Origin of the sequence: Chryseolinea serpens, assembly GCF_900129725.1 — a bacterium.
Taxonomy (GTDB): domain Bacteria; phylum Bacteroidota; class Bacteroidia; order Cytophagales; family Cyclobacteriaceae; genus Chryseolinea; species Chryseolinea serpens.
Window position 1 is genome coordinate 769,303 of record NZ_FQWQ01000004.1, and the last position, 21,967, is coordinate 791,269.

Here is a 21,967-nt window from a genome sequence, read left to right on the forward strand (position 1 = left end):
GGCTATTGAAATAAACCTCCTGTTCTTTACTTTTAGACCCTTAACCGTCTAATAGCACAAGCGCATTGTTACTTTTCTCCATCATCGCCTACCTTTTGCTTACGGTGCTGGTGGGGTTTTGGGCGTCCCGCAAGGTGAAGACCTCGGGCGACTTCATGCTGGCCGGCCGCAGCCTGCCGCTCATGCTCAGCTCGGCCGCCATGTTCGCCACCTGGTTTGGCTCCGAGACCGTGTTTGGTGCCTCCTCCGAATTTCTGAAAAGCGGCCTCTATGGCGTCATCGAAGATCCCTTTGGCGCGGCGCTCTGCCTCATTCTTTTTGGAGCCTTCTTCGCCGGCAAACTCTACCGGATGAACCTGCTCACCTTGGGAGACTATTTTAAGGTCCGCTTTGGCGGCCGCACCGAGCGCGTGGCCAGCATCTTCCTCGCACCACCCTACATCGGCTACACCGCCGCGCAGTTGGTGGCCATGGGGCTCATCCTCAACGTCGTCACCGGCATCGCCACCTGGCAAGGGGTGCTGGTCAGCGCCCTGGTGGTGACCCTCTACACCTACGTGGGCGGCATGTGGGCGATCTCCATCACGGACTTCATTCAAAGCATCATCATCATCACCGGGTTGCTCGTGCTGGCCATCATCCTCGCCGGCAAGGCCGGAGGAGCGGGGCTGGTCCTGTCGGAGATGCCCAAGGAAAGTCTGAAATTTCTCCCCGATCCAAACCCCAAAGCGATCGTGAGCTACATTGCCATGTGGTCCGTGTTGGGCCTGGGATCGCTGCCTTCGCAGGATGTCTACCAGCGGGCGATGTCGTCGTCGTCGGAACGCACTGCCGTGTGGTCGTGTTATATTGCTGCATTCCTGTATCTGTCCGTCGCCATGTTGCCTTTGTTCATCAGCTTATGTGTGCGCCACATGTATCCCGACCAACTGACGGGCGACACGCAATTGGCCCTGCCCAACATGGTGCTCCTGCACACCTCACTGCCCATCCAGATCCTTTTTTTCGGATCGTTGCTGTCGGCCATCATGAGCACCACCAGTTCGTCCATCCTGGCCCCGGCCGCGATCTTTTCGGAGAACCTGCTCAAACCCCTTATCGGCCACCGCTACACAGACAAGCAATTGCTGATGATGACGCGGATTTGTGTTTTAATTTTCGCTGCATCCGCCACCATTATGGCGTGTTTACGTTCCAACATCTACGAACTGGTAGGGGAGTCGTCCATCCTCAGCCTGGTCTCCTTGTTTGTGCCCCTCACGCTGGGGCTCTACTGGAAAAAGGCCAACAGCACCGGGGCCCTTTTGTCGATGGTGCTTGGAATGATTACTTGGATTATCTTTGAAGTTTGGGATACGTCGTGGCCCAGCCTGGTGCCGGCCACCGGCGTGAGTTTATTAGGCATGCTGGCAGGGGTGTACTTCTGGCCGGCAAAATTTGAAAAGCTTGAAAAGTATGGTAAAGATTGAGATCAATCGTTTGAATGACAACTTCCACATGGAAGCCGTCAACGAGCAGGGCGCCAAAGTCCAGATGGACGCGTCGCCCGATGTGGGAGGAGAAAACCTGGGCATGCGCCCCATGCAAATGCTGCTGGCCGCCATGGGCGGATGCAGCTCCATTGATGTGATAAACATTTTAAAGAAACAGAAACAGCCGCTCCGGGACATCAAAGTGACCGTGACCGGCGAACGCGAAAAAGACGTTGTGCCAGCCGTTTACACGGAAGTACACGCTCACTTCAAACTCTACGGCGATCTCGACAAAGACAAGGTAGCTAGGGCCGTGAACCTCGGCGTGGAAAAATATTGCTCCGTGGCCAAGACGCTGGAGGCCAACGCCAAGATCACCTATAGCATCGAGATATTACCTTAAACCGGCCTGATAATTAAAGTGATCCCTTCAAAGTTTTTAATGGCAGAGCGCCGGGAGCCGAAGGCCTTTGGGTCTTCTTTGCTTGCCCGCCGAAGCTTTAGCGAAGGGTAACAAATTTTACACGATTCACGATTATTGATTTATACGCACCCATGGAAGAAGAATTCTATTTCGAAACCAACGCCATCCGCGGACAACACGAGCGCTCAGAGTTTCGCGAACACTCCGTACCGCTATACCTCACGTCTAGTTTCGTCTTCGACGACGCCGAACAAGCCCGCGCCATGTTTGCAGACGAGATCGCCGGCAACATCTACAGCCGCTATTCCAACCCCAACACCAACGAGTTCATCTCCAAACTCTGCGTCATGGAAGGCACCGAAGACGGCATCGCCACCTCTTCCGGCATGGCCGCCATGTGGAGCAGCATGGCCGCGCTGCTAAAGTCAGGCGACCACGTGCTCGCGAGCCGCTCCGTCTTTGGTTCAACACACCAGATCCTAAACACGATCTTCCCCCGCTTCGGCATCACCTATACCTATGCCGACATCGATCAACCCGAAACCTGGGAAAGCAAAATACAACCCAACACGAAGATGATCTTCGTGGAAACCCCGTCCAACCCCGCGCTCGACCTCATCGACCTGGAGTGGCTCGGCAAACTGACCGCAAAACACAAGTTGATCCTCAACGTCGACAACTGTTTCGCCACGCCCTACCTGCAAACACCGGCAAAGTGGGGCGCACACATCGTCACGCACTCTGCCACTAAATTCATGGATGGCCAAGGCCGCGTCATCGGCGGCGCCATCCTCGGCACCAAAGAGCTCATCAAAGAGATCCGCTTCTTCACGCGCCACACCGGACCAGCGATGTCACCGTTCAACGCTTGGATACTTTCCAAGAGCCTCGAGACTTTGGCTGTACGCATGGATCGTCATTGTGAAAATTCGTTGAAGTTGGCCGAGTTCCTGGAGAGTCATCCTCAAGTCATCAAAGTAAAATATCCATTCCTACCTTCTCATCCCCAGTATGCACTGGCCAAAAAGCAAATGCGTCTTGGTGGAGGGATTGTTACCTTCGAGATCAAAGGAGGGTTGGAGCAAGGACGCAAGTTTTTGAACGCTTTGAAAATGATTTCTCATACACCTAACCTGGGCGATACACGTACGATTGCTATTCATCCCGCGTCGACAACGCATTCTAAATTATCGGACGAGGAGCGGGCAGTGGTAGGCATTACGCCCGGGCTGATCCGCATCGCCGTAGGGTTGGAGGATGTGCGCGACATCATCAATGATGTGAAGCAGGCGATCCAAGCGTCTATGTAACTTTTCGACAGATTTGTCCTTGACGGAGAGAAACGTAAATTTTGAGACGTAAGCGATTTTATGCACAAAGTATTGATTGCGTCTTTTTTTATCTCCCTTATCGGTGGTTCGTGCAAGAGTCAGGCGCCGAGGCAAAAGGTTGATGGTGACCCCGAGATACAGGGCGTTAGTGAGGATCACGAGCTAATATTCGAACAGAACAGCGCATCTATTTATGATAGCATTGCCGCCCCGCGGCTTGTTGCCGATAGCGTTTTGATTTATAAGGAATTAGCTAATCGTCTGAAATTTGCAAACCGTTTGAAATGGGATGGTGGGACTAACCTTGCTGAGTGCTCCTTTGTGATAAATGAAAGGGTGAGATCGAGTCAAAATTCTTTTGGTCATCAAAAAGCATCGACGCGAGTATGAGGACGATCATCGATGATTTATTAGGTCAAATGAGAAACTGGGAGCCTGCTTATTATAAAACAGATCCAAAGAGGAAGATAAGAATCAGAATGACCATGTACTTTTTCTTTTTATGAAAAGGAAATTTTGTTTTGGTTTTACGGTCCCGAGGGTTACTATGTCTTGAAGAAATCTTTCAAACGACCTATCGCAGAATGATCTAGACATCGGGTAACAGAAGTTGCTAACTTTCTTACCTAGTCGAGCAACAGCTGCTCGCTATACCCTGATCTCCTTCTGAAATCTTATCCCGAAGATCAACGTTAATAAGCAATCTTTTTATCCCTGACAAGGATGACCAAGAACGAGGCCTCCTCCCGCAAAACCGGATCATGTAAAGTAGAATAATTCAGCGACGCAGGAAGGATCTTACACGAATTCTGGGATAAGAAATACGTTGAAAAGTACTTAAATTCATCGTCGAGACCCTTAAACGACCTTCTTTATGCTCGCGAAGAAATTTTACCTCGTATTCGTCCCCTTGATTCTATGCCAATGCGCATTCGCCCAACAAGAAGTCCTTGTACTGAAAGGCGGAACGATCATAGACGTCACAGACTTTGGCAATTCAGAACGTGATATCCCTAACGCCACCGTGGTGATCGAAGGCGGCAGAATCAGAGCCGCCGGCAACGCCTCGTCGGTGAAGGTTCCAAAAGGCGCCAAGGTGATTAACGTCACCGGGAAATATATCGTCCCCGGGTTGATCGATTGCTTCGGCATCATCAACGACCAGGGCTATGCGAACGCCTACTTGTATATGGGGGTAACCACCGCCGTCATGACGGAGGATAACCGCCGCGGTAAAATTGACTGGGCGGTCAAACCTTCTCCCCGCAAAATCATGCTCGATGCTTATTGGGGTGCGAAATCCAGGCGGGTCAGCGTAGGAGGGGTAGAGAATGCTGGTTTTGAGGTTGTTCGGTCCTGGAGTACGGAAGAAATTGATCATGATATTGATTCCTTGGGGAGGGCTGGAGTGAAGGTGTTGCTCGTCCACTATGCGGTCGTGCCCGCGCAGCTTCCGGCCATCGTTGCGGCTTGTAAGCGAAACAAGATCGCGACGATTGGCGAGTTGGGATTATCGTCCTACGGTGAAGCAGTTCAGGCGGGCATCCTGAGTTTTGTGCACACTTCGCGCTACTCGGCCGATATGTTACCCGACTCTCTACGGAAGGTCTACAGCACGTCTCCTTTCGGCCCGCCGGCAAGGGCTTATTACGAATATATCACCGGTCAAAAAGATCTAGCCGGCAACCCAAAACTGCAGGAGCTGTCGAAGTTGTATCGCGATCATCGCGTCGGGTTAATTCCTACCGCCGCTATGGTGGAATATCCTGAAATGGATTTTTCCACCAATCCCTGGCTGGAGCCGATCGCTTCCATCATCGATGAGCGGATGATCGAGTTCGAGCCGTTGGACAAGAGCACGGGGAAACCTAAAAATCCGTCGCCGGTTCGTCAGGGCGCTGTGCCCGCGCTTTTTGAGATCGACAAGGTTTTTACTAAGAATGGAGCGCGCTATCTTACGGGATCGGGTACCGATGCCTTTGGTACGCTACCCGGTATTTCCCTTCATAACGAACTGGCAATGCTCTCGCACTATGGACTCACCAATCGCCAAGTCCTGGCCGCAGCCACCCACAATTTTTCCCTGCTATGGGATTGGACTTCGATCGGCAAAGTGGAGCAAGGAAGGGACGCCAACATCCTGGTGCTGGATCAAAATCCGGTGATGTCGCTGCAGCATCTGAAAGCGATTAGTATTTTGATCGTTGAGGGGAACATCATCGACCGAAATAAATTGATGCAGAAGCCCTGAATAAGGCTTCTTTCATCAAGAGGTATGCAATAGCGACAGGTAGCGCCGAAGTTGTCGGCGTTTCATTCAAATTTAATAGCTTTGAAGCCTTCAAAAAAGCTGATGCAAATCTTCCCGACTAATTTCCCGGACAAATACGCAGTTGAGGGACACACGGTCCAGTATTCCAACTTTATCGAAATAGTCCAGGGGGGTCCAGAGGTGGCCAACCTGATAATAGATGGAAAGATGCTCGGCGGAAAAGAAGATTACTTTGGAGGACCTCCCGTCTTCTTCAAGAATTATATGTTTGTACCGCTACTAAAAAAGTCTTTCTTAAGAAGATACTTCAAAATCTGCGTGATCAATCTAACCCATCCATCGATAGCTGAGATCGGGGACAAAGAAGTGCTGGTATTGTTAAGCAGAGTGGATGAGACTACCGTTTTCTTCTTCGAAGACTTGTCCAATACCAAGTTAAAAAGCATTCGGTGGAATTGAACGAAGGGGCAAAGGACCGTTCTCCGTTCTCTTTTCGATTATGCTTATTGGGGCGGACGCTTCTCGAACGCAACAGCATTTCAATGCCATCAACGAAATATCGTCGTCGCCAACGAAATGTCGTCTTAGTCTGCGCCTTTTCTACTAACCTCGCACTTGCCGAATCATCGCACAGCCTCCCGGAATATTATCCAGAGAAAAAAAACAGTAACGGTAAAAGTGATCAATAAGCTAAACCCTGGATTGCGGGTAAATTCGTTGAAGGTGATGAATACGCCGTAAGCAAGAATGGGAGTAAATAGGAGTTTAACCCTCTTCTTCATTTGACCTAGGATTAGGATGTAGTTGAGGGACATTGATTGAACGTGCGTTCCGCAAAACAGGTTGCAAGAACAACGATAGGGATAGAGCGCTGAAGCTAACGGGAGCCCTAAATAAAAAAGCCGCCTCAAATTTGAGACGGCTTCGATGTCATAACACCTTGAAATCCGGTGTCACATGGCGCTCCTCAAGAAACGTGCATCTCCGGATCGATCTCCCTCGCCCAGGCGAGGATACCGCCCTTCAGGTTGTAAAGATTTTCAAACTTGTGGTTCTTCTCCAGCCACTGCACCATGTTGCCGCTGCGTGCGCCGCTCCGGCAGTGGATCACCACTTGTTTGTCGCGCGAGATCTTGTCCACGCTCGACGGGATGTCGCCTTGGGGAATGAGTTCGCCGTCCAGGTTGGCGGCTTCGTATTCGTGCGGCTCGCGGACGTCGATCAGTTGAAAGTCGGCGCCGGAGTCCATGAGTTGTTTCAATTCTTGTACGGTAATCTCCTTCATAATTTCACGTTCGTTAAAAGTCAAAGATTTATTTTTATGCTGATTTAAACCACAAAAATCTTCATAATCTATCAAGGCTGTGATGCTGTAGCGATCGCGCTGCGGGTGATAGCGGATGGTCGTGATATTCATGCTCAGCGCATCCAGGATCGCCAGCTTTTCGGCCAGCGGTTCGCCCAGCCCGGTAATGATCTTGATGGCCTCGGTGGCCTGCATGGCGCCCACCATGCCGGGTAAAATGCCCAGCACGCCGGCCTCCTCGCAATTCGGAACGGCCGACGGATCGGGCGGCTCGGGGAAAAGGTCGCGATAATTGGCGCTGCGCTGACCGTCTTCCTGTTGAAGATTAAAAACAGAAACATGGCCCTCGAAGCGAAGAATGGAGCCGTACACCAGCGGCTTGCCGAGCAGCACGCAGGCATCGTTCAGCAAATAACGCGTGGGAAAATTGTCGGTGCCGTCGATCACCACATCATAGTCTTTCAACACATTGAGTGCATTGGCGGACGTGAGGGTGGTCGGGTAGGGGTGGAGGGCGATCCCGGGGTTGAGGCGCGAGAGTCGGGCGCGGGCCATTTCGGCTTTGTTGTGGCCGATGTCGTCGACGGTGAAGAGGATTTGACGTTGCAGGTTGGAGAGGTCCACCGTGTCGCCGTCGGCGATGCCCAGCGTGCCGATGCCGGCGGCGGCCAGGTAGAAGAGGGCAGGGGAGCCCAGGCCGCCGGCGCCTACCACCAAAACTTTGGCTTGCTTCAGCTTGAGTTGGTTCTCCAGGCCAAATTCCCGGAGTGCGAGGTGGCGGCTGTAACGTATGTTTTCTTCGCGGGTCAGTGTGGTCATAGCGGTGCTGCCAAATATAAGCGGAATTCCAGTGTTATAAGTTCCGCCTGTGGAGATGTTTAAACCGCAAAGACGCAAAGGTGCAAAGTTTGGCGCAAAGCTTTCTTTTGCATTGACTTTGCGCCTTTGCGTCTCTGCGGTTCAAAATGATTTTTTCCTGTGTACCCACACCCCGCTTTGAACCGACTGTGGAGATTTAATCACACTCTTTTTTAAACCACCCACCGCAAAACAAACCCAATCCACATTTCTGGAGTGGCACAGTTTTTACACTTATCGCGAAGGAGTAAACAAAAATTCCCAACCCTTAAATCACACGGTCATGAAAAATGAAAATTTGGACGTAGACAATCTTACCGGCCGCAACCACGAAGGCGCGCACGCCAACACGCCTGTCAGGCTGCTCACGGCGTCGTCGGTCATGAAAGACACCATCATCGGTCCCACGGGCGAGAAGCTGGGCTATATTAAAGACATCATGCTGAACCTCGAAAGCGGCACCATCGAATACATCGTCATGGAAAGCGGTGGCTTCCTCGGCCTCGGCGGAAAATTCTTTGCCCTTCCCTTCCGGGTGCTTCGTCTCAACGCCGAAGAGCACGCTTTTGTGCTGGACCTCGACAAAGACATCCTGAAAGAAGCCCCGGGCTTCGACAAAGATCATTGGCCGGGCACAAACGCCCACGATTTTGATACCGCCAACACCTATTGGGGTGGTTTCATGGGTCCCAACACGGGCTCGGAACCGTATTGATCAAACGATCTTACAAAAAAATAAAAAGCGTGTGCCGAGGGCACATGCTTTTTTTTGTGTTCATATTCTAAACAGGTGCCGTCAGTGGTTTTTTGTCAGAACTAAATTACAATAGCTCAGCAGGGCGGCAAGGTCGCTTTGATTTTTGTAGTCGATGGTATTGTTGTGGAGATAGGCCGACAGCTCTTTTTTATGGGTGCGGAACAGGCGCAAGGCGGCATCTTTTGTAGCGGGATACGCGTTGCCGCTGCCATCGATAAAGTAGTAGGTCACATTTTTCTTGTAGATGCGGTCGCCCAACTGCGGTTTGGGATAGGCAATGGTTCCGGCAGCCGAAAGTTGTTCCCGTTCAAGGTCGCGGTTCATCAATCTTAGCGTTTCCAAAACGCCCAGTGAAACCGGACCACGCATCAATACCTCGAGATACTGGCCCCTGACCGGCTCGCGATGGTAGAGTACACTATCGAGTTGCACGGCCCGAATATTGCCGGCCTCGTCCACCGAAAGCGTGTCGTTTCCCGGGCCGATCCACATCATTTTGCGGGTGAAACGATTGTAGTTGAGGGCGGCCACGCTACGAGGCGAAACGTTGTCGGCATACGATATGCGGCCTTCTACGAAATTCGTAAAACGATAAACGCCTTTGCGCCAAGGAAGCTGCGACAAGTTTTTTCCGTTTGGCCAGAAAAACAATTCGCTGGTATCGTATAGTGGTCTCGTCGCTTTCGCGTTGCAGAAGTCGACCAACAGGAGGAGGTCCTTCTCCTGCTTGAAGTTGATCCGATGATCGTCTATAAAAGTTTTGATGGCCTCCTTGTGCGCCGGAAACAATTTTGACATCGTTGGAGGAAATGCCGGGTACACGGTATTGTCGCGACCGATAAAAAAGTATTCGACGTCCTTCTTGTATTCCCGTACGTAATCGGCGCGCTCGCCTCGAAAGTCGTACACGGAAACGCGCCGGGAGGTCGATACCAGCACGAAATTATGCTTTGCTCCCAAAGCCACGGGACCCGCGCTCAACACTTCGATATAGCCCAGGCGGTCATCGTGAAGAAAATCAACGTCGCCCAGCGTAATCATCCGGATCGTTCTGGTTTCAGGGCCGTACTGCAATTGCAGCGTGTCGCCCTTTTCGTCGACGAGGAACATGTGTTCGAAGTAGGCGTTGTAATTCATACACACGCTCGCCGGATGAATGAATTTGTTGGAATAGGTGACCACGGCGGATTGGAATTGCGAAAAGCGATATACGCTATCCCGCCAGGGCATCCGGTTCACATCTTTTCCGGATCCCAATTTGAAAAGTTGTCCGGGTTGGCCCAGGGCGCGATCGTTTGGACAAAAAAGGAATAGCGAGAGCGCGAAACTCAAGCAAGCTGAAGTTTTCATGGTAACGAGAAAAGTGCAAAAGAAAGTTAAGAAAACAGGGATGCATTTTCAATACTGATTTTCCCTGCCCTCAATTCTTTTTCGCCGGAAGCTGGTGGCAGTAACTTAACAGCGCGCGCAGATCGTTTTCATTTTTGAAATCCACATCGTTTGCTTTGAGATAGTCCTCGATTTTGTTCCGGTAAGGATAAAATGAACGGATCACAGCGTCCTTCGATGCGGGATAGACCCGGGCATCTTTGTCGATAAAATAATAGGTGATCTCTTTTCTGTACAGACGATCGCCTGGCTTCAACACAAAGTATGGCGCGTGCGCCGACCCTGCCCTGGCCTCGGCCGACAGTTCGTCGTTGATCATCTTCAGCCGGCGCTGTGCTCCCAGCGACAAAGGCCCCTGCATCAGCACCTCGACATAGCCCTTCGCGGCGTCGTGGTAGTACAAGATGTCGTCGAGGAACAGCGAACGGATCTCTTGTTGATTTTTCACGGTGGAGGTATCGCCTTTTTGACTGATCGATTCCATCTCGCCGGTCAGCAGATTGTAGTTGAGTTGATCCACCGACACCACCGTCCTTTGGCTGCTGTAGGTGATTCGTCCTTCCATAAAGCTTGGAAACCGTCGCAAGCTGTCGCGCCACCAGAGCGTGGTAGCGGGCTGGCGTGCTTTCCAAAGCAGCAGGTGTGTTGTGTCGTAAGGGTTAGAGGCAACTTTGCTGTTGCAGAATTCCAAGAGCGTCAACAAATCTGCTTTATTTCGAAAATCCAGGTCGCGTGTTTTGACCAGTGTTTTGATGTCTTCTTTGTAATTGGGAAAGAGTTTGTTGAGCGAAAGGAGGGTGGCCTTGTGCGCGGTGTTGTTGAGGTCGATAAAATAATAAGCTTCTCCTTTTTTATACACACGGGTATAGTCAATGCGCGCGCCTCTGAAGTCGGTGCTGGTCCTGATCAACGGGGGTTTGTTTAAGCCCATGTCTTCACCCAGAAAGATAAAATTGTGTTTTACACCCAAGGCCACAGGCGTACGGGTGACCACTTCGACATAGCCTTGTTGCGGGTCGTTGATAAAATTCACGTCGCCGATGGTCACCATTTTGACGAGGCTATAGTCTTTCACTTGCAAGGTGTCACCCTTCTGATTGACGAGGTACATGTGCTCGAAGTACGCGTTGTAGTTGAGCATGACCTGTTGATCGGGGGTGAAGTTGTTATCGAACGTGATCTTGCCGGGAAGAAAATGGGGGAACCGGTAAACGCTGTCGCGCCACGGCATTTGGTTTACTTCTTTTCGCAGCTCAAGTTTATAGACTGGGTCCTCTTGTCCTTGCGCATGGAAAGGAAACAGCGGCAATAGAAGGGCGAAACAAAACAACGCTTTCATAACTTTCACGAACGGCGATGATGTACATTAAATATACACATTGTAAGGACGCCGCAAGTCTGTTGTGCGCATAACGGATTGTAGTGATGGGACGCTTCCGGGAGCCGTAGCGTGGAGCAAGAAAGTGTTGTCAAAACAAGGGTAATCTGAAAAATATGGCCGTTTTGGCAATTGGAGAGCGGTTTTTTGTATCTTGACCGCAGTTTGGAAAAGCAATTTTCAACTTATTGATTTAGAGCCAGATGAAGATTTTAGTTTGCATTACGCACGTTCCGGATACGACATCAAAAATCAATTTTACGGACAACAATACGAAGTTTGACACCACAGGAGTTCAGTTTATAATAGGTCCTTACGATGATTATGCTTTGGCGCGCGCCATCGAATTGAAAGACGCCATCGCCGGCACCACGGTAACGGTGCTGAACGTCGGCCCCGCCGACACCGAGCCCACGTTGCGCAAGGGTCTGGCCATCGGCGCCGACGATGCCATCCGCGTGAACGCCGAACCTACCGACTCATTTTTTGTGGCCAGCCAGATCGCGGCCATTGCAAAAGAAACACCCTACGATCTCATCCTCATGGGAAGAGAATCGATCGACTATAACAGCGGCGTTGTGCACGGCATCGTGGCCGAGTTGCTGGGCATCCCCTCCATCTCACCCGTCATGAAGCTGGACCTGGATGGTACCAAGGCCAAGCTGGCCCGCGAAATTGAAGGAGGCAAAGAATATCTGGAAGTGTCGTTGCCGTTTGTGGCTGGATGCCAGGAGCCCATTGCCGAGTGGAAGATCCCCAACATGCGCGGCATCATGTCGGCCCGGACCAAGCCGTTAAAAGTGGTCGAACCCAAGGCCGTCGACAGCGGCGTGAAGCTTCAGAAATTCGAATTGCCACCCCCCAAAGGATCCGTGAAAATGATCCCTGCCGACAACGTGCCGGAGTTGGTCAATCTGTTGAAGAACGAAGCCAAGGTGTTGTAATCCCGATTCATCGTTTTAATTCCATAAATTTTCTAACCTAAATTCTTGTATGGCGATACTCGTTTTTGTCGAGAGTGCAGAAGGAAAGATCAAAAAGACTTCCATTGAAGCGGTAGCCTATGCGCATGCGCTGGGAGGGCCCGTCACGGCCATCGCCCTCGGTGCGGTGGAAAAAGCCGAACTGGAAGCCCTGGGAAAATATGGCGCGCAAAAAGTGTTGCACGTCGCAGATGAAAGACTGAGCCAGGGCATCATCCAAGCCTACGCCACCGTGTTGGAGAAAGCCCTCCAGGACGAAAGTGCAGACCTCCTGGTGTTGGCCAATTCGTCGCTGGGAACACCCGTCGCCGCCCGCGTGGCCACCAAGATCGGCGCCAGCCTGGCGTCAAATGTGGTGGAACTCCCTAAGACCGACGGCGGTTTTGTGGTGAAACGCAGTATCTACACCGGGAAAGCCTTTGCTTGGGTGGAGTTAAAAAATCAAAAGAAAGTGATCGCCCTGCGCAAGAATGCAGCCGACATAAAAGAAGTAGGGAGCCCGGCACAGGTAACGCCCTATAGCGTGACCCTGGGCGACGCCGACTTTGCCACAAAGATCACCTCCTCCGAAAAGGCCACCGGCGAAGTATTGCTCCCGGAAGCCAACATCGTGGTCTCGGGTGGTCGCGGCATGAAGGGGCCCGAACATTGGGGCATTCTCGAAGAACTGGCCAAAACCCTGCACGCCGCCACCGGCTGCAGCAAGCCCGTGTCCGACATGGGATGGCGGCCGCACCACGAGCACGTGGGCCAGACCGGCGTGAAAGTTGCGCCGCAGCTCTATATTGCCGTGGGCATTTCGGGAGCCATCCAGCATTTGGCGGGGGTAAACTCTTCGAAGTACATCGTGGTTATAAACAAAGACCCGGAAGCACCATTTTTTAAGGCCGCCGATTATGGTATTGTTGGCGATGCTTTCGAAATAATTCCTAAATTGACTGAGGCGATCAAAGCTGCGAAGTAAGTGAAGAAAATTAAACTGGAAATACTCGGACTATCATCAAGTCAATCACAGACTGGTTCGTTTGCCTTGGTGTTGGGTGAAACCGAAGGCAGCCGCCGGCTTCCCATCATCATCGGGATGTTCGAAGCCCAGGCCATAGCCATCGAAATCGAAAAGATCATCCCGAACCGGCCCATGACCCACGACCTGTTCAAAGCCTTTGCCAACAACTTTCATTTCACGGTAGACGAGATCATCATCTCCGATCTGAAAGAAGGCGTGTTCTTTGCCAAGATCGTGTGTTCCGACGGCCTCAAGAAAAGCGAAGTGGACGCCCGCCCCTCGGATGCCATCGCCATCGGCCTCCGCTTCGATTCGCCCATCTACACCTACGAAAACATCCTGGCCGAAGCCGGCATCGTGCTCACCGACGAGGTGGAAGAAGACAAGCCCGAGCCCAAAACAGAACCCAAAGCCAAGGTGAAGAAAGAAACCGGCCGCAAAGACGACTTCAAAAACTACTCCATCGAAAAGCTGAACGAACTCCTCAAAGACGCCATCGACAAAGAGGACTACGAACGCGCCGCCAAGATCCGCGACGAGTTGAGCAAACGGAACTAAGAAAAAGAAATAACATAAAGCATGAAGATCTGACCCTTCGTGCTTTTTGTGTGTATATGAATTACTAAATCTAAAACCAATTTGAAGACAATGCCAGGGCCGCCAAGGCGGCAACCAGCGTTGTGCTTTCGCTCTTCGTTATGGATTATTTACGCGCGCTGGGTGGCCTGGTATTTATTGTGGGTGTGGCCTACCTCTTCTCTACGAACCGCAAAGCAGTAGACTGGCGTCTGGTAGCCGCCGGCATCGCCCTACAGGTGGTTTTTGGTTTACTCATTGCCAAAGTGGGTGCCGTGCAGTCGGGGTTCGAATACGTCAGCGAAAAATTTATCGTGTTCCTCAGCTTTGCCCAGAAAGGGGCTGCGTTCCTGTATGGTGATCTATCAAAAAACTCAGATGCCGTGCAAGGCGTTCGTCACAACCTCGGATTCCTTTTCGCTTTTCAAACCTTGCCCACCATCATCTTTTTCTCGGCGGTAACGGCCGGCTTATACCATTTGGGCGTGCTGCAAAAGATCGTATACGTATTTGCCTGGGTGATGACGCGCACCATGCGCATGTCGGGCGCAGAGAGCCTCTCCGTTGCCGGCGATGTGTTCATGGGACAAACCGAAGCGCCCCTGCTGGTGAGACCGTTCATTCCGGGGATGACACAATCGGAACTGCACTGTCTTATGGTCGGCGGGATGGCTACGATTGCCGGGAGTGTGTTTGGTGCCTACGTTTCATTTCTCGGAGGAAGTGACCCGGCCGAGCAAACAAAGTTTGCCACCTACCTGCTCACCGCCTCCATCATGAGCGCCCCGGCATCGGTGGTCATGGCGAAGCTCTTCCTGCCCGAGACCGAACCCATCGACAAGGAATTGAAATTGACCAGAGACCACGTGGGCGTGAACCTGATCGACTCCATCGCCATCGGCGCATCCGACGGGTTGAAGCTGGCCCTGAACGTGGGCGCCATGCTGCTCGCCTTCATCGCTGTGATCTATGCCCTAAACTGGATCCTGGTGGGATTGATCGGCCATTATACAGGCCTGAATGAATTTGTGGTGAACAGCACCAACGGTACCTTCGATGGCTTTTCACTGCAATACATCCTGGGTCAGGTCTTCCGCATATTCGCCTTCTGTATTGGCGTCGAGTGGCACGACACCCTGGCGGTGGGAAGCTTGCTGGGGCAAAAGATGGTGATCAACGAATTTGTGGCCTACTCGGATTTGGGCGTCATGAAAACGGCAGGGGTGTTGAGCGACAAGTCGATACTGATATCAACCTATGCGCTGTGTGGGTTCGCGAACTTCAGCTCCATTGCCATCCAGATCGGGGGAACAGGAGGGATGGCGCCGTCACGCCAGGCCGACATCTCCCGGTTGGGCTTTCGCGCCATGATCGCCGCCACCCTGGCCACCATGATGACGGCCACCATCGCAGGCGCTTTATTCAGTTGACCGGTTTCGCCGGACGCTGCGTCCAGGCTGACCGGTATTTTCAGGAACGCATCGTTCAATCGCTTTTTATGGAACCCAGGAACAACCGCCTTACGTTTGGAGTATGCTAACCCGTGAAGAGAAACTGGTGTCGGCCCACCTGGCCCAATTCATTTCCGACCACAAGCTGCAGGGCGTGGAAAAGGTGTTGGACCAGCGCACGCGCCATGTCACCGTGATCCTGGAGGATATCTTTCAATCGCAAAATGCCAGCGCAGTTGTACGCACCTGTGAGTGCATGGGCTTGCAAGAAATCCACATTGTAGAGAACATCAGCAAATACAGCGTCAATCCAAAAGTGCTGAAGGGCTCGCACAAATGGCTGGACATCATTCACCATACCTCCAAAAACACAGACAACACCGTGGCCTGTGTTCAGAAATTGAAAAGTGAAGGCTACAAAGTGATGGCCGCCGATCCCGACGAAGACGGCCTGTCCATCCACGACGTGGACGCCACGCAACACAAGGTGGCGCTCTTGTTCGGCAACGAACTGCGCGGCGTGTCAAAACAGGCACTGGCCTTGTGCGATGCCAAGGTGCGCATACCGATGTATGGCTTCACGGAAAGCTTTAACATCTCGGTGAGCGTTGCCATTTGTCTGAATTCAATCGTTAGCAAGCTGCACCAGTCGGGCAACACGTTTGGCCTCAGCGACGAAGAGAAGGATTTTATCCGATTGCAGTGGTACCGGAAAATTGTACGGAAGTCGGACCTGATCGAACAGGAGTTTCTCCGCGCAATTGAGTAGCTTTGTTGGCAACGGGTCCATTTGCTATGCGCAGGCTGAAGAAAATTTTGTTGGTAGTCATTGGGGTATGCCTGCTGTTCGTTATCGGCACCAACGTCTGGGTGGTGAGCAGCACGACATCCAAAGTTTTCAGCGACCTCACCCGCCTTCCCGACCATCGCGTGGCGTTAGTGTTGGGCACCAGCCACAAGACCGTGGGAGGCGGCTCCAATCCCTTTTTTCAAAAACGCATGGAAAAAGCCGCGGAGCTATACCGCATGGGAAAGATCGACCATTTCATCCTCAGTGGCGATAATCGCTCGCGCTATTACAACGAACCCATGGCCATGCAAAAAGCCCTTGTCAAAATGGGGGTGCCCGAATACGCCATCACCCTCGACTATGCCGGCCTCCGCACGCTGGATTCGGTGGTGCGCTGCCAAAAAATATTCGGTCAGAACAAGATTATTATCATCACGCAACCTTTTCACAGTTATCGGGCTCTATTCATCAGCCGATACTATAACATTGACGCTGTGGCCATGGTGGCCGACGAACCTGACTTTGACTCCTCCATGAAAGTGCGGCTTCGCGAATACCTGGCCCGGCCAAAAGCTGTTTTGGACCTGTATGTACTCAAAACAGCACCCCGCTTTTTAGGGGAGAAAGAGCAGATTAAAGTCAGTACCGTGCGGCAGTAGAACAGGATAGGCCTAAACATGGTTAATCCTTAGATTGAAAATCATAAATCCCCCCAGCGTGCGAAGAGACGTTGCTAACGTATTCTCAGGTCCCTTTATTCTCTTTACCGTACTGATGTTCGGGTTGCCCTGGCTATCGCAAGCACAGGAAACCACCATCAGCGGCAAAGTGACCGATGCCAACTCCGGCGATCCCATACCTTTTGCCAACCTGATCTTCCCCGGAACAGCCACCGGCGCCACCACCGACTTCGATGGCAACTACGAGATCCGCACCACGCATCCGGGCGACACGCTGGTTGTGTCCTACATTGGCTACACGCCGCGGAAAAAAGCGGTCGTGAAAGGCAAGAAGCAGGTCATCAATTTTCAGATCGTGGAAAATACGCAGAGCCTCCAGGAAGTGGTGGTACTCTCGGGCGAAAATCCAGCATATGCCATCCTGCGGAATGTGGTGAAGAACAAAAACAAGAACGACAAACGCAAAATGGTGGCCTATGAATACGACACCTACACCAAGATCGAAATTGACGTCGACAACATCACCGAATCATTCCGGAAACGAAAAGTGATCCAGAAGATCACCCAGGTGCTCGACAGCATCGACCGCATGGCTGGCGAGGATGGCAAACCCATACTGCCCATCCTCATCACCGAAAGCGTCTCCAAAGTCTACTACCGCGACAATCCCTCGCTCCGCTATGAAAACATTTTGCGTTCGAAAGTACACGGTGTGGGCATAGAGGATGGAACCACGGTGACGCAGTTGATCGGCTCTTCGTTCCAGGAATATAATTTTTATCAAAACTGGGTCAACATCGTCACCAAAGATTTTGTCTCACCCATTGCCGACGGCTGGCGGTTGTATTATGACTATGACCTGGTAGACAGTTTGTACATCGGCGACCAATTTTGTTATCGCCTCGATTTCACGCCGCGAAGCCCGCAAGACCTCGCGTTCACGGGTTCCATCTGGATCACCAAAGAAGGCTACGCCCTGAAACAGATCGACGCCGCCGTGGGGCGACAAGCCAACCTTAATTTCATAGAGAAAATAAAAATCCAGCAAGAACTCGAACCCGCCGAAGGGGGTGCCTGGTTGCCGGTAAAGAACCGGGTACTCATCGACGTGAGCGAGGTGACCAGCTTCAGCACCGGCTTGCTGGCAAAGTTCTACACCAGCAACAAGAACTTTGTTGTCAACAAACCCCATGACGTAAATTTCTACCAGTTACCCATCACCATGGCCGAAGACGCGCGCATGAATGAACAGGAGGTCTACTGGGATTCTCTCCGGCACGAACCGCTCACGCCCACGGAGAAGAACGTTTACAAGATGATCGATACGCTGCAGACCATTCCCATGGTGCGCACGTACATCGACCTGTTCAAGATCGCCGTCAATGGCTATTACAAAGTAGGGAAGATCGACGTTGGCCCTTATATATCGCTCTTGGCCATAAACAACATCGAAGGGGTGCGCATCCAACCCGGCTTTCGCACCAACATCAACTTCAGCAACAAGTGGGTGCTCGGGGGACAACTGGGCTATGGGTTTCGCGACCAACGGATCAAGTACACGGCGCAGGTCCAGAACATTCTGTCGCGACAGCATTGGACCACATTAACCGTCCGGGCCCGCAGCGACCTGGGGCGTGTAGGCATCGATGGCGAAACGGCCGGCGACAACTTCTTGTTGCTGGCCTCCCAACGGTTTGGCTATTTCCGGCGCGGCTACTACACACAGGAGGGACGGATAGATTTTCGTCGTGAAGTGTTCAAGGGATTCTCCCAGCGTGTAGGCTTCCGGTACTTTACCTTTCGGCCTACCTATGCCTTTGCATATTATGACAATCCGGAAGACCTGTCGGCCTCTACCGTGAGCCAGAACTTTGAATCGGCCGAAATGATCCTCGAGGCGCGCTACGCCCGGGATGAAGTCTTCCTTCAATCCGACAACGACCGCATCAGCCTGGGGACCACGCGGTGGCCCATCATCACGGTGCGCTACACAAGGGGATTCAAAGGCCTTCTGAATAGCGATTTTGATTATGATAAATTGCGTCTCAGCCTCTTCAAACGCATTCGCCTTGGCCCGCTGGGCACAGCCTATGTGGACCTGATGGGAGAATACATCTTCACCGACATACCGTACCCGCTACTGGGTCTGCACCTGGGAAACCAAACCGTGCTCTACAACAGCGTGACCTACAACCTCATGAACTATGGCGAATTCGTGAGCGACCGCTACGCGACGCTGCAATACCGGCACTATTTCGAAGGGTTATTGTTAAATCGCATTCCCTTGCTCCGGAAATTGAAATGGCGCCTGCTGGGCACCGCTAATGTGATTTATGGCGGGATGACTCCGGGAAACCGCGCGCTCATAGCACCCTATACGCCATCGGGCGAACCCACATTGCCCGTCGGTTATTTCAACAAGGGACCGTATGTGGAATTGGGCTATGGTGTGGAAAACATCTTCCGGTTTTTGCGCATCGACTTCATCCACCGGCTCAACTACCTGGATCACCAGCAACAACCCAATGTTCCCGTGCGGAAATTCGGGGTGTTCATTAGTTTTCAATTCCAGTTGTGACCGGATTTCATAGACAAAAAAGGTCCGGCCGCCTGCGCGGAAATAAAATCTCGCTTTCCTCAAAAACCTGCGCAATCCCGCTTTTAATGTTGCATATTTGCAACCTGAATTAATTTTGTAGTTTAGTTCACGTCCATGAATGTAAAAATATCACTTCCCGACGGAAGCGTCCGCGAATATCCCCAGGGCGTTAAGGGTTCCGAAATTGCGTCCAGCATCAGCGAAGGACTGGCGCGTGTCTCATTAGCCATCGAAGTAAACGGAGAGGTATGGGATCTGTCCCGCCCGATCACCACGGATGCCTCCATCAAAATACTGACCTGGAACGACAAAAGTGGCAAGACCACCTTCTGGCACTCGTCGGCTCACTTGCTGGCCGAGGCCCTGGAAGCGCTGTATCCCGGTGTGAAATTCGGTACTGGCCCCGCCATCGAGAACGGCTTTTATTATGACGTCGACCTGAATGGCAAACCTTTCGGCGACGATGATCTGGCCGCCGTAGAGGCCAAAATGAAAGAGCTGGCCAAACACGACAGCCAATACGTTCGCAAGGATGTGTCGAAGGCTGACGCGCTCAAATATTTCACCGAGAAAGGCGATCCCTACAAAATCGAGATCATCAACGGTCTGGAGGATGGCAAGATCACCTTCTATCAGCAAGGCGGGTTCACCGATCTCTGCATCGGTCCACATATTCCTAACACGGGCTTCATCAAAGCCGTGAAGCTGCTTAACGTGGCAGGAGCCTACTGGCGCAACAACGAAAACAACAAGATGCTTACCCGCATCTATGGCATTACATTCCCCAAGGCTAAAGAGCTCGAGGAATACCTGCACCTGATCGAGGAAGCCAAGAAACGAGACCACCGCAAGTTGGGCAAGGAATTGGAACTGTTTGCCTTCTCCGAAAGGGTAGGGATGGGCCTGCCGTTGTGGCTGCCCAAAGGAACCATCCTGCGCGAGCGCCTGGAGCAATTCATGCGCAAAGCCCAGATCAAGGCCGGCTACGACCCCGTGGTTACGCCGCATATCGGAAGCAAGGCCCTGTATGTCACTTCCGGTCACTACGAGAAATACGGCAAAGACTCTTTCCAACCCATCCACACACCGGACGAAGGGGAGGAGTTCCTGCTGAAACCGATGAACTGTCCGCACCACTGCGAGATCTATAGAACCAAGCCGCGCTCCTACCGCGACCTGCCGGTCCGCCTGGCGGAGTTTGGCACCGTGTATCGCTACGAACAAAGTGGCGAGTTGCACGGCCTCACCCGCGTTCGGGGCTTCACCCAGGACGATGCGCACATTTTCTGCCGTCCCGACCAGGTGAAGGAAGAGTTCGTGAAGGTGATCGACCTGGTGTTGCACGTTTTCAAATCGTTGGGATTTGAGAATTATACCGCCCAGGTGTCGTTGCGCGATCCCGAAAACAAGGCCAAATACATTGGCGAAGACAGTGCCTGGGAAAAGGCAGAAGCAGCCATCCAGGAGGCTGCCGACGAAAGAGGACTGTCCACGGTTGCCGTAAAGGGCGAAGCTGCGTTCTACGGTCCTAAGCTCGATTTTATGGTAAAAGACGCCTTGGGGCGTCAGTGGCAGTTGGGAACCATCCAGGTCGACTACAATTTGCCAATTCGTTTCGAACTGGAATATGTGGGCTCGGACAACCAGAAACACACCCCGGTCATGATCCACCGCGCCCCGTTTGGGTCGCTGGAGCGGTTTGTGGCCGTGTTGATCGAGCACTGTGCGGGTAATTTTCCCCTGTGGCTGGCTCCCGACCAGATCGCCGTACTGCCCATTTCCGAGCGCTTCAACGACTACGCCAAGTTGGTCTACGAGAAGCTTAAAGAGCAGGATATCAGGGGATTACTGGACGATCGAGACGAAAAGATCGGCCGCAAGATCCGCGATGCGGAGACCAAGAAAATACCGTTCATGCTCATCGTAGGCGAGAAAGAAGCCGGCGATCAGATGGTGGCGGTGCGTAAACATGGCCAGGGCGACCAAGGTAGCGTCCCACTGGAAGAATTCGTAAATCGCTTCAGAATTGAATGTTCTGCTCCGGTTTAATATTGTGAAAAGCAAAAATTATAACGATATTTGCACCCTGTTTTTTGAAACTTAAATTTTTAATAGTATCGCAATCTTTAATAACAACAGACCCGGTTTTAACAAACCGTTCAGAAGAGGGCCCCAGCGACCGGAAGAGCCTTATCGGATCAACGAAAGGATAACCGCACAGCGCGTGAGGGTGGTAGGAGAGGATATCAAAGTTGACGTTTATCCAATCCAGCAGGCCATTAAATTGGCACAGGACCAGGGATTGGACCTTGTGGAGATCTCTCCCAATGCAGATCCCCCGGTATGTAAGATCGTAGACTATTCGAAGTTTAAGTACGAGCAGAAAAAGAAACAGAAGGAGATCAAGGCGAAAGCCCTGAAGGTGGTGTTGAAGGAAATCCGCTTTGGCCCGAACACGGACGAGCACGATTTTAACTTCAAGCTCAAACACGCCGAGAACTTCCTCAAGGAAGGCGCCAAGGTGAAAGCCACGGTATTCTTCCCCGGCCGTTCGATCGTGTACAAGGAAAGAGGCGAGATCCTCTTGCTGAAGTTCGCGCAAGGGCTGGAGGAGTTCGGCAAGGTGGAGCAACTGCCCAAGCTGGAAGGCAAGCGGATGGGGATGATCATCATGCCCAAGGCCGGTAAAAAGTAG

General features: G+C 52.1%; 18 protein-coding genes. 15 read left to right on the forward strand and 3 right to left on the reverse strand.

From position 1 onward, the window contains the following. Positions 1 to 65: 65 nt before the first annotated feature. The 5 genes from BUB30_RS27765 (at position 66) to BUB30_RS27790 (ending at position 5,958) form a co-directional block, all read left to right on the forward strand. Positions 66 to 1,469 (forward strand): high affinity choline transporter 1, encoded by a 1,404-nt coding sequence (locus BUB30_RS27765; RefSeq protein ID WP_073141097.1) that lies wholly within the window; start codon positions 66 to 68, stop codon positions 1,467 to 1,469. Then, positions 1,456 to 1,875 carry an OsmC family protein gene (locus tag BUB30_RS27770; protein ID WP_073141099.1) on the forward strand — a complete coding sequence of 140 codons (420 nt, stop codon included), beginning with the start codon at positions 1,456 to 1,458 and terminating at the stop codon, positions 1,873 to 1,875. Before BUB30_RS27765 ends, BUB30_RS27770 begins: the two co-directional genes overlap by 14 nt. A gap of 152 nt (positions 1,876 to 2,027) precedes the next feature. Next, on the forward strand, positions 2,028 to 3,206 hold the full coding sequence (locus tag BUB30_RS27775; RefSeq protein ID WP_073141101.1) for a trans-sulfuration enzyme family protein: 1,179 nt from the start codon (positions 2,028 to 2,030) through the stop codon (positions 3,204 to 3,206). A gap of 895 nt (positions 3,207 to 4,101) precedes the next feature. Further along, entirely contained in the window at positions 4,102 to 5,478 is a 1,377-nt protein-coding gene (locus BUB30_RS27785; RefSeq protein WP_073141104.1) for an amidohydrolase family protein, read from the forward strand. Positions 5,479 to 5,559: 81 nt separating this feature from the next. Further along, positions 5,560 to 5,958 carry a hypothetical protein gene (locus BUB30_RS27790; RefSeq protein ID WP_143165112.1) on the forward strand — a complete coding sequence of 133 codons (399 nt, stop codon included), beginning with the start codon at positions 5,560 to 5,562 and terminating at the stop codon, positions 5,956 to 5,958. Between the two features lie 508 nt (positions 5,959 to 6,466). On the opposite strand, the gene moeB is transcribed toward BUB30_RS27790, so the two are convergent. Further along, complete coding sequence (moeB, locus tag BUB30_RS27800) at positions 6,467 to 7,624, reverse strand: molybdopterin-synthase adenylyltransferase MoeB (RefSeq protein ID WP_073141111.1); 1,158 nt, start codon at positions 7,622 to 7,624, stop codon at positions 6,467 to 6,469. Positions 7,625 to 7,946: 322 nt separating this feature from the next. On the opposite strand from moeB, the gene BUB30_RS27805 reads away from it, so the two are divergent. Next, positions 7,947 to 8,378 carry a PRC-barrel domain-containing protein gene (locus BUB30_RS27805; RefSeq protein WP_084138437.1) on the forward strand — a complete coding sequence of 144 codons (432 nt, stop codon included), beginning with the start codon at positions 7,947 to 7,949 and terminating at the stop codon, positions 8,376 to 8,378. 81 nt (positions 8,379 to 8,459) lie between these two features. On the opposite strand, the gene BUB30_RS27810 is transcribed toward BUB30_RS27805, so the two are convergent. Together BUB30_RS27810 and BUB30_RS27815 are read right to left on the reverse strand one after the other, a co-directional pair. Beyond that, positions 8,460 to 9,752 (reverse strand): hypothetical protein, encoded by a 1,293-nt coding sequence (locus BUB30_RS27810; RefSeq protein WP_143165113.1) that lies wholly within the window; start codon positions 9,750 to 9,752, stop codon positions 8,460 to 8,462. Positions 9,753 to 9,840: 88 nt separating this feature from the next. Next, the gene (locus BUB30_RS27815) at positions 9,841 to 11,148 is read right to left on the reverse strand and encodes a hypothetical protein (protein WP_073141116.1); all 1,308 of its coding nucleotides are present in this window, start codon (positions 11,146 to 11,148) and stop codon (positions 9,841 to 9,843) included. Positions 11,149 to 11,390: 242 nt separating this feature from the next. Between BUB30_RS27815 and BUB30_RS27820 the strand changes: the two genes are divergently transcribed. The 9 genes from BUB30_RS27820 to infC all read left to right on the forward strand — a co-directional run bounded on the left by BUB30_RS27820 (position 11,391) and on the right by infC (position 21,967). Then, entirely contained in the window at positions 11,391 to 12,131 is a 741-nt protein-coding gene (locus BUB30_RS27820; protein WP_073141118.1) for an electron transfer flavoprotein subunit beta/FixA family protein, read from the forward strand. A 49-nt stretch (positions 12,132 to 12,180) separates the two neighbouring features. After that, positions 12,181 to 13,134 carry an electron transfer flavoprotein subunit alpha/FixB family protein gene (locus BUB30_RS27825; protein ID WP_073141120.1) on the forward strand — a complete coding sequence of 318 codons (954 nt, stop codon included), beginning with the start codon at positions 12,181 to 12,183 and terminating at the stop codon, positions 13,132 to 13,134. Then, the gene (locus tag BUB30_RS27830) at positions 13,135 to 13,734 is read left to right on the forward strand and encodes a bifunctional nuclease family protein (protein WP_073141122.1); all 600 of its coding nucleotides are present in this window, start codon (positions 13,135 to 13,137) and stop codon (positions 13,732 to 13,734) included. It abuts the gene before it with no gap. A gap of 140 nt (positions 13,735 to 13,874) precedes the next feature. Beyond that, positions 13,875 to 15,182: a NupC/NupG family nucleoside CNT transporter gene (locus BUB30_RS27835; protein WP_073141125.1), complete on the forward strand. Its 1,308-nt coding sequence runs from the start codon at positions 13,875 to 13,877 to the stop codon at positions 15,180 to 15,182. A gap of 103 nt (positions 15,183 to 15,285) precedes the next feature. Then, positions 15,286 to 15,972, forward strand: a complete 687-nt coding sequence (locus BUB30_RS27840; RefSeq protein ID WP_073141127.1) for a TrmH family RNA methyltransferase — start codon at positions 15,286 to 15,288, stop codon at positions 15,970 to 15,972. Positions 15,973 to 15,998: 26 nt separating this feature from the next. After that, positions 15,999 to 16,652: a SanA/YdcF family protein gene (locus BUB30_RS27845; RefSeq protein ID WP_073141128.1), complete on the forward strand. Its 654-nt coding sequence runs from the start codon at positions 15,999 to 16,001 to the stop codon at positions 16,650 to 16,652. A 58-nt stretch (positions 16,653 to 16,710) separates the two neighbouring features. Beyond that, positions 16,711 to 19,251 carry a DUF5686 and carboxypeptidase-like regulatory domain-containing protein gene (locus BUB30_RS27850; protein ID WP_143165114.1) on the forward strand — a complete coding sequence of 847 codons (2,541 nt, stop codon included), beginning with the start codon at positions 16,711 to 16,713 and terminating at the stop codon, positions 19,249 to 19,251. 135 nt (positions 19,252 to 19,386) lie between these two features. Beyond that, positions 19,387 to 21,321, forward strand: coding sequence for a threonine--tRNA ligase (thrS, locus tag BUB30_RS27855; RefSeq protein ID WP_073141134.1), 1,935 nt, complete (start codon positions 19,387 to 19,389; stop codon positions 21,319 to 21,321). A gap of 73 nt (positions 21,322 to 21,394) precedes the next feature. Next, entirely contained in the window at positions 21,395 to 21,967 is a 573-nt protein-coding gene (gene infC / locus BUB30_RS27860) for a translation initiation factor IF-3 (RefSeq protein WP_073141136.1), read from the forward strand.

Coding starts and splice junctions, on each gene's coding strand:
- thrS (WP_073141134.1), top strand. CDS start 19,387: ATGAATGTAAAAATATCACTTCCCGACGGAAGCGTCCGCGAATATCCC.
- BUB30_RS27825 (WP_073141120.1), top strand. CDS start 12,181: ATGGCGATACTCGTTTTTGTCGAGAGTGCAGAAGGAAAGATCAAAAAG.
- moeB (WP_073141111.1), bottom strand. CDS start 7,624: ATGACCACACTGACCCGCGAAGAAAACATACGTTACAGCCGCCACCTC.
- BUB30_RS27845 (WP_073141128.1), top strand. CDS start 15,999: ATGCGCAGGCTGAAGAAAATTTTGTTGGTAGTCATTGGGGTATGCCTG.
- BUB30_RS27775 (WP_073141101.1), top strand. CDS start 2,028: ATGGAAGAAGAATTCTATTTCGAAACCAACGCCATCCGCGGACAACAC.
- BUB30_RS27840 (WP_073141127.1), top strand. CDS start 15,286: ATGCTAACCCGTGAAGAGAAACTGGTGTCGGCCCACCTGGCCCAATTC.
- BUB30_RS27815 (WP_073141116.1), bottom strand. CDS start 11,148: ATGAAAGCGTTGTTTTGTTTCGCCCTTCTATTGCCGCTGTTTCCTTTC.
- BUB30_RS27770 (WP_073141099.1), top strand. CDS start 1,456: ATGGTAAAGATTGAGATCAATCGTTTGAATGACAACTTCCACATGGAA.
- BUB30_RS27785 (WP_073141104.1), top strand. CDS start 4,102: ATGCTCGCGAAGAAATTTTACCTCGTATTCGTCCCCTTGATTCTATGC.
- BUB30_RS27805 (WP_084138437.1), top strand. CDS start 7,947: ATGAAAAATGAAAATTTGGACGTAGACAATCTTACCGGCCGCAACCAC.
- BUB30_RS27820 (WP_073141118.1), top strand. CDS start 11,391: ATGAAGATTTTAGTTTGCATTACGCACGTTCCGGATACGACATCAAAA.
- BUB30_RS27835 (WP_073141125.1), top strand. CDS start 13,875: ATGGATTATTTACGCGCGCTGGGTGGCCTGGTATTTATTGTGGGTGTG.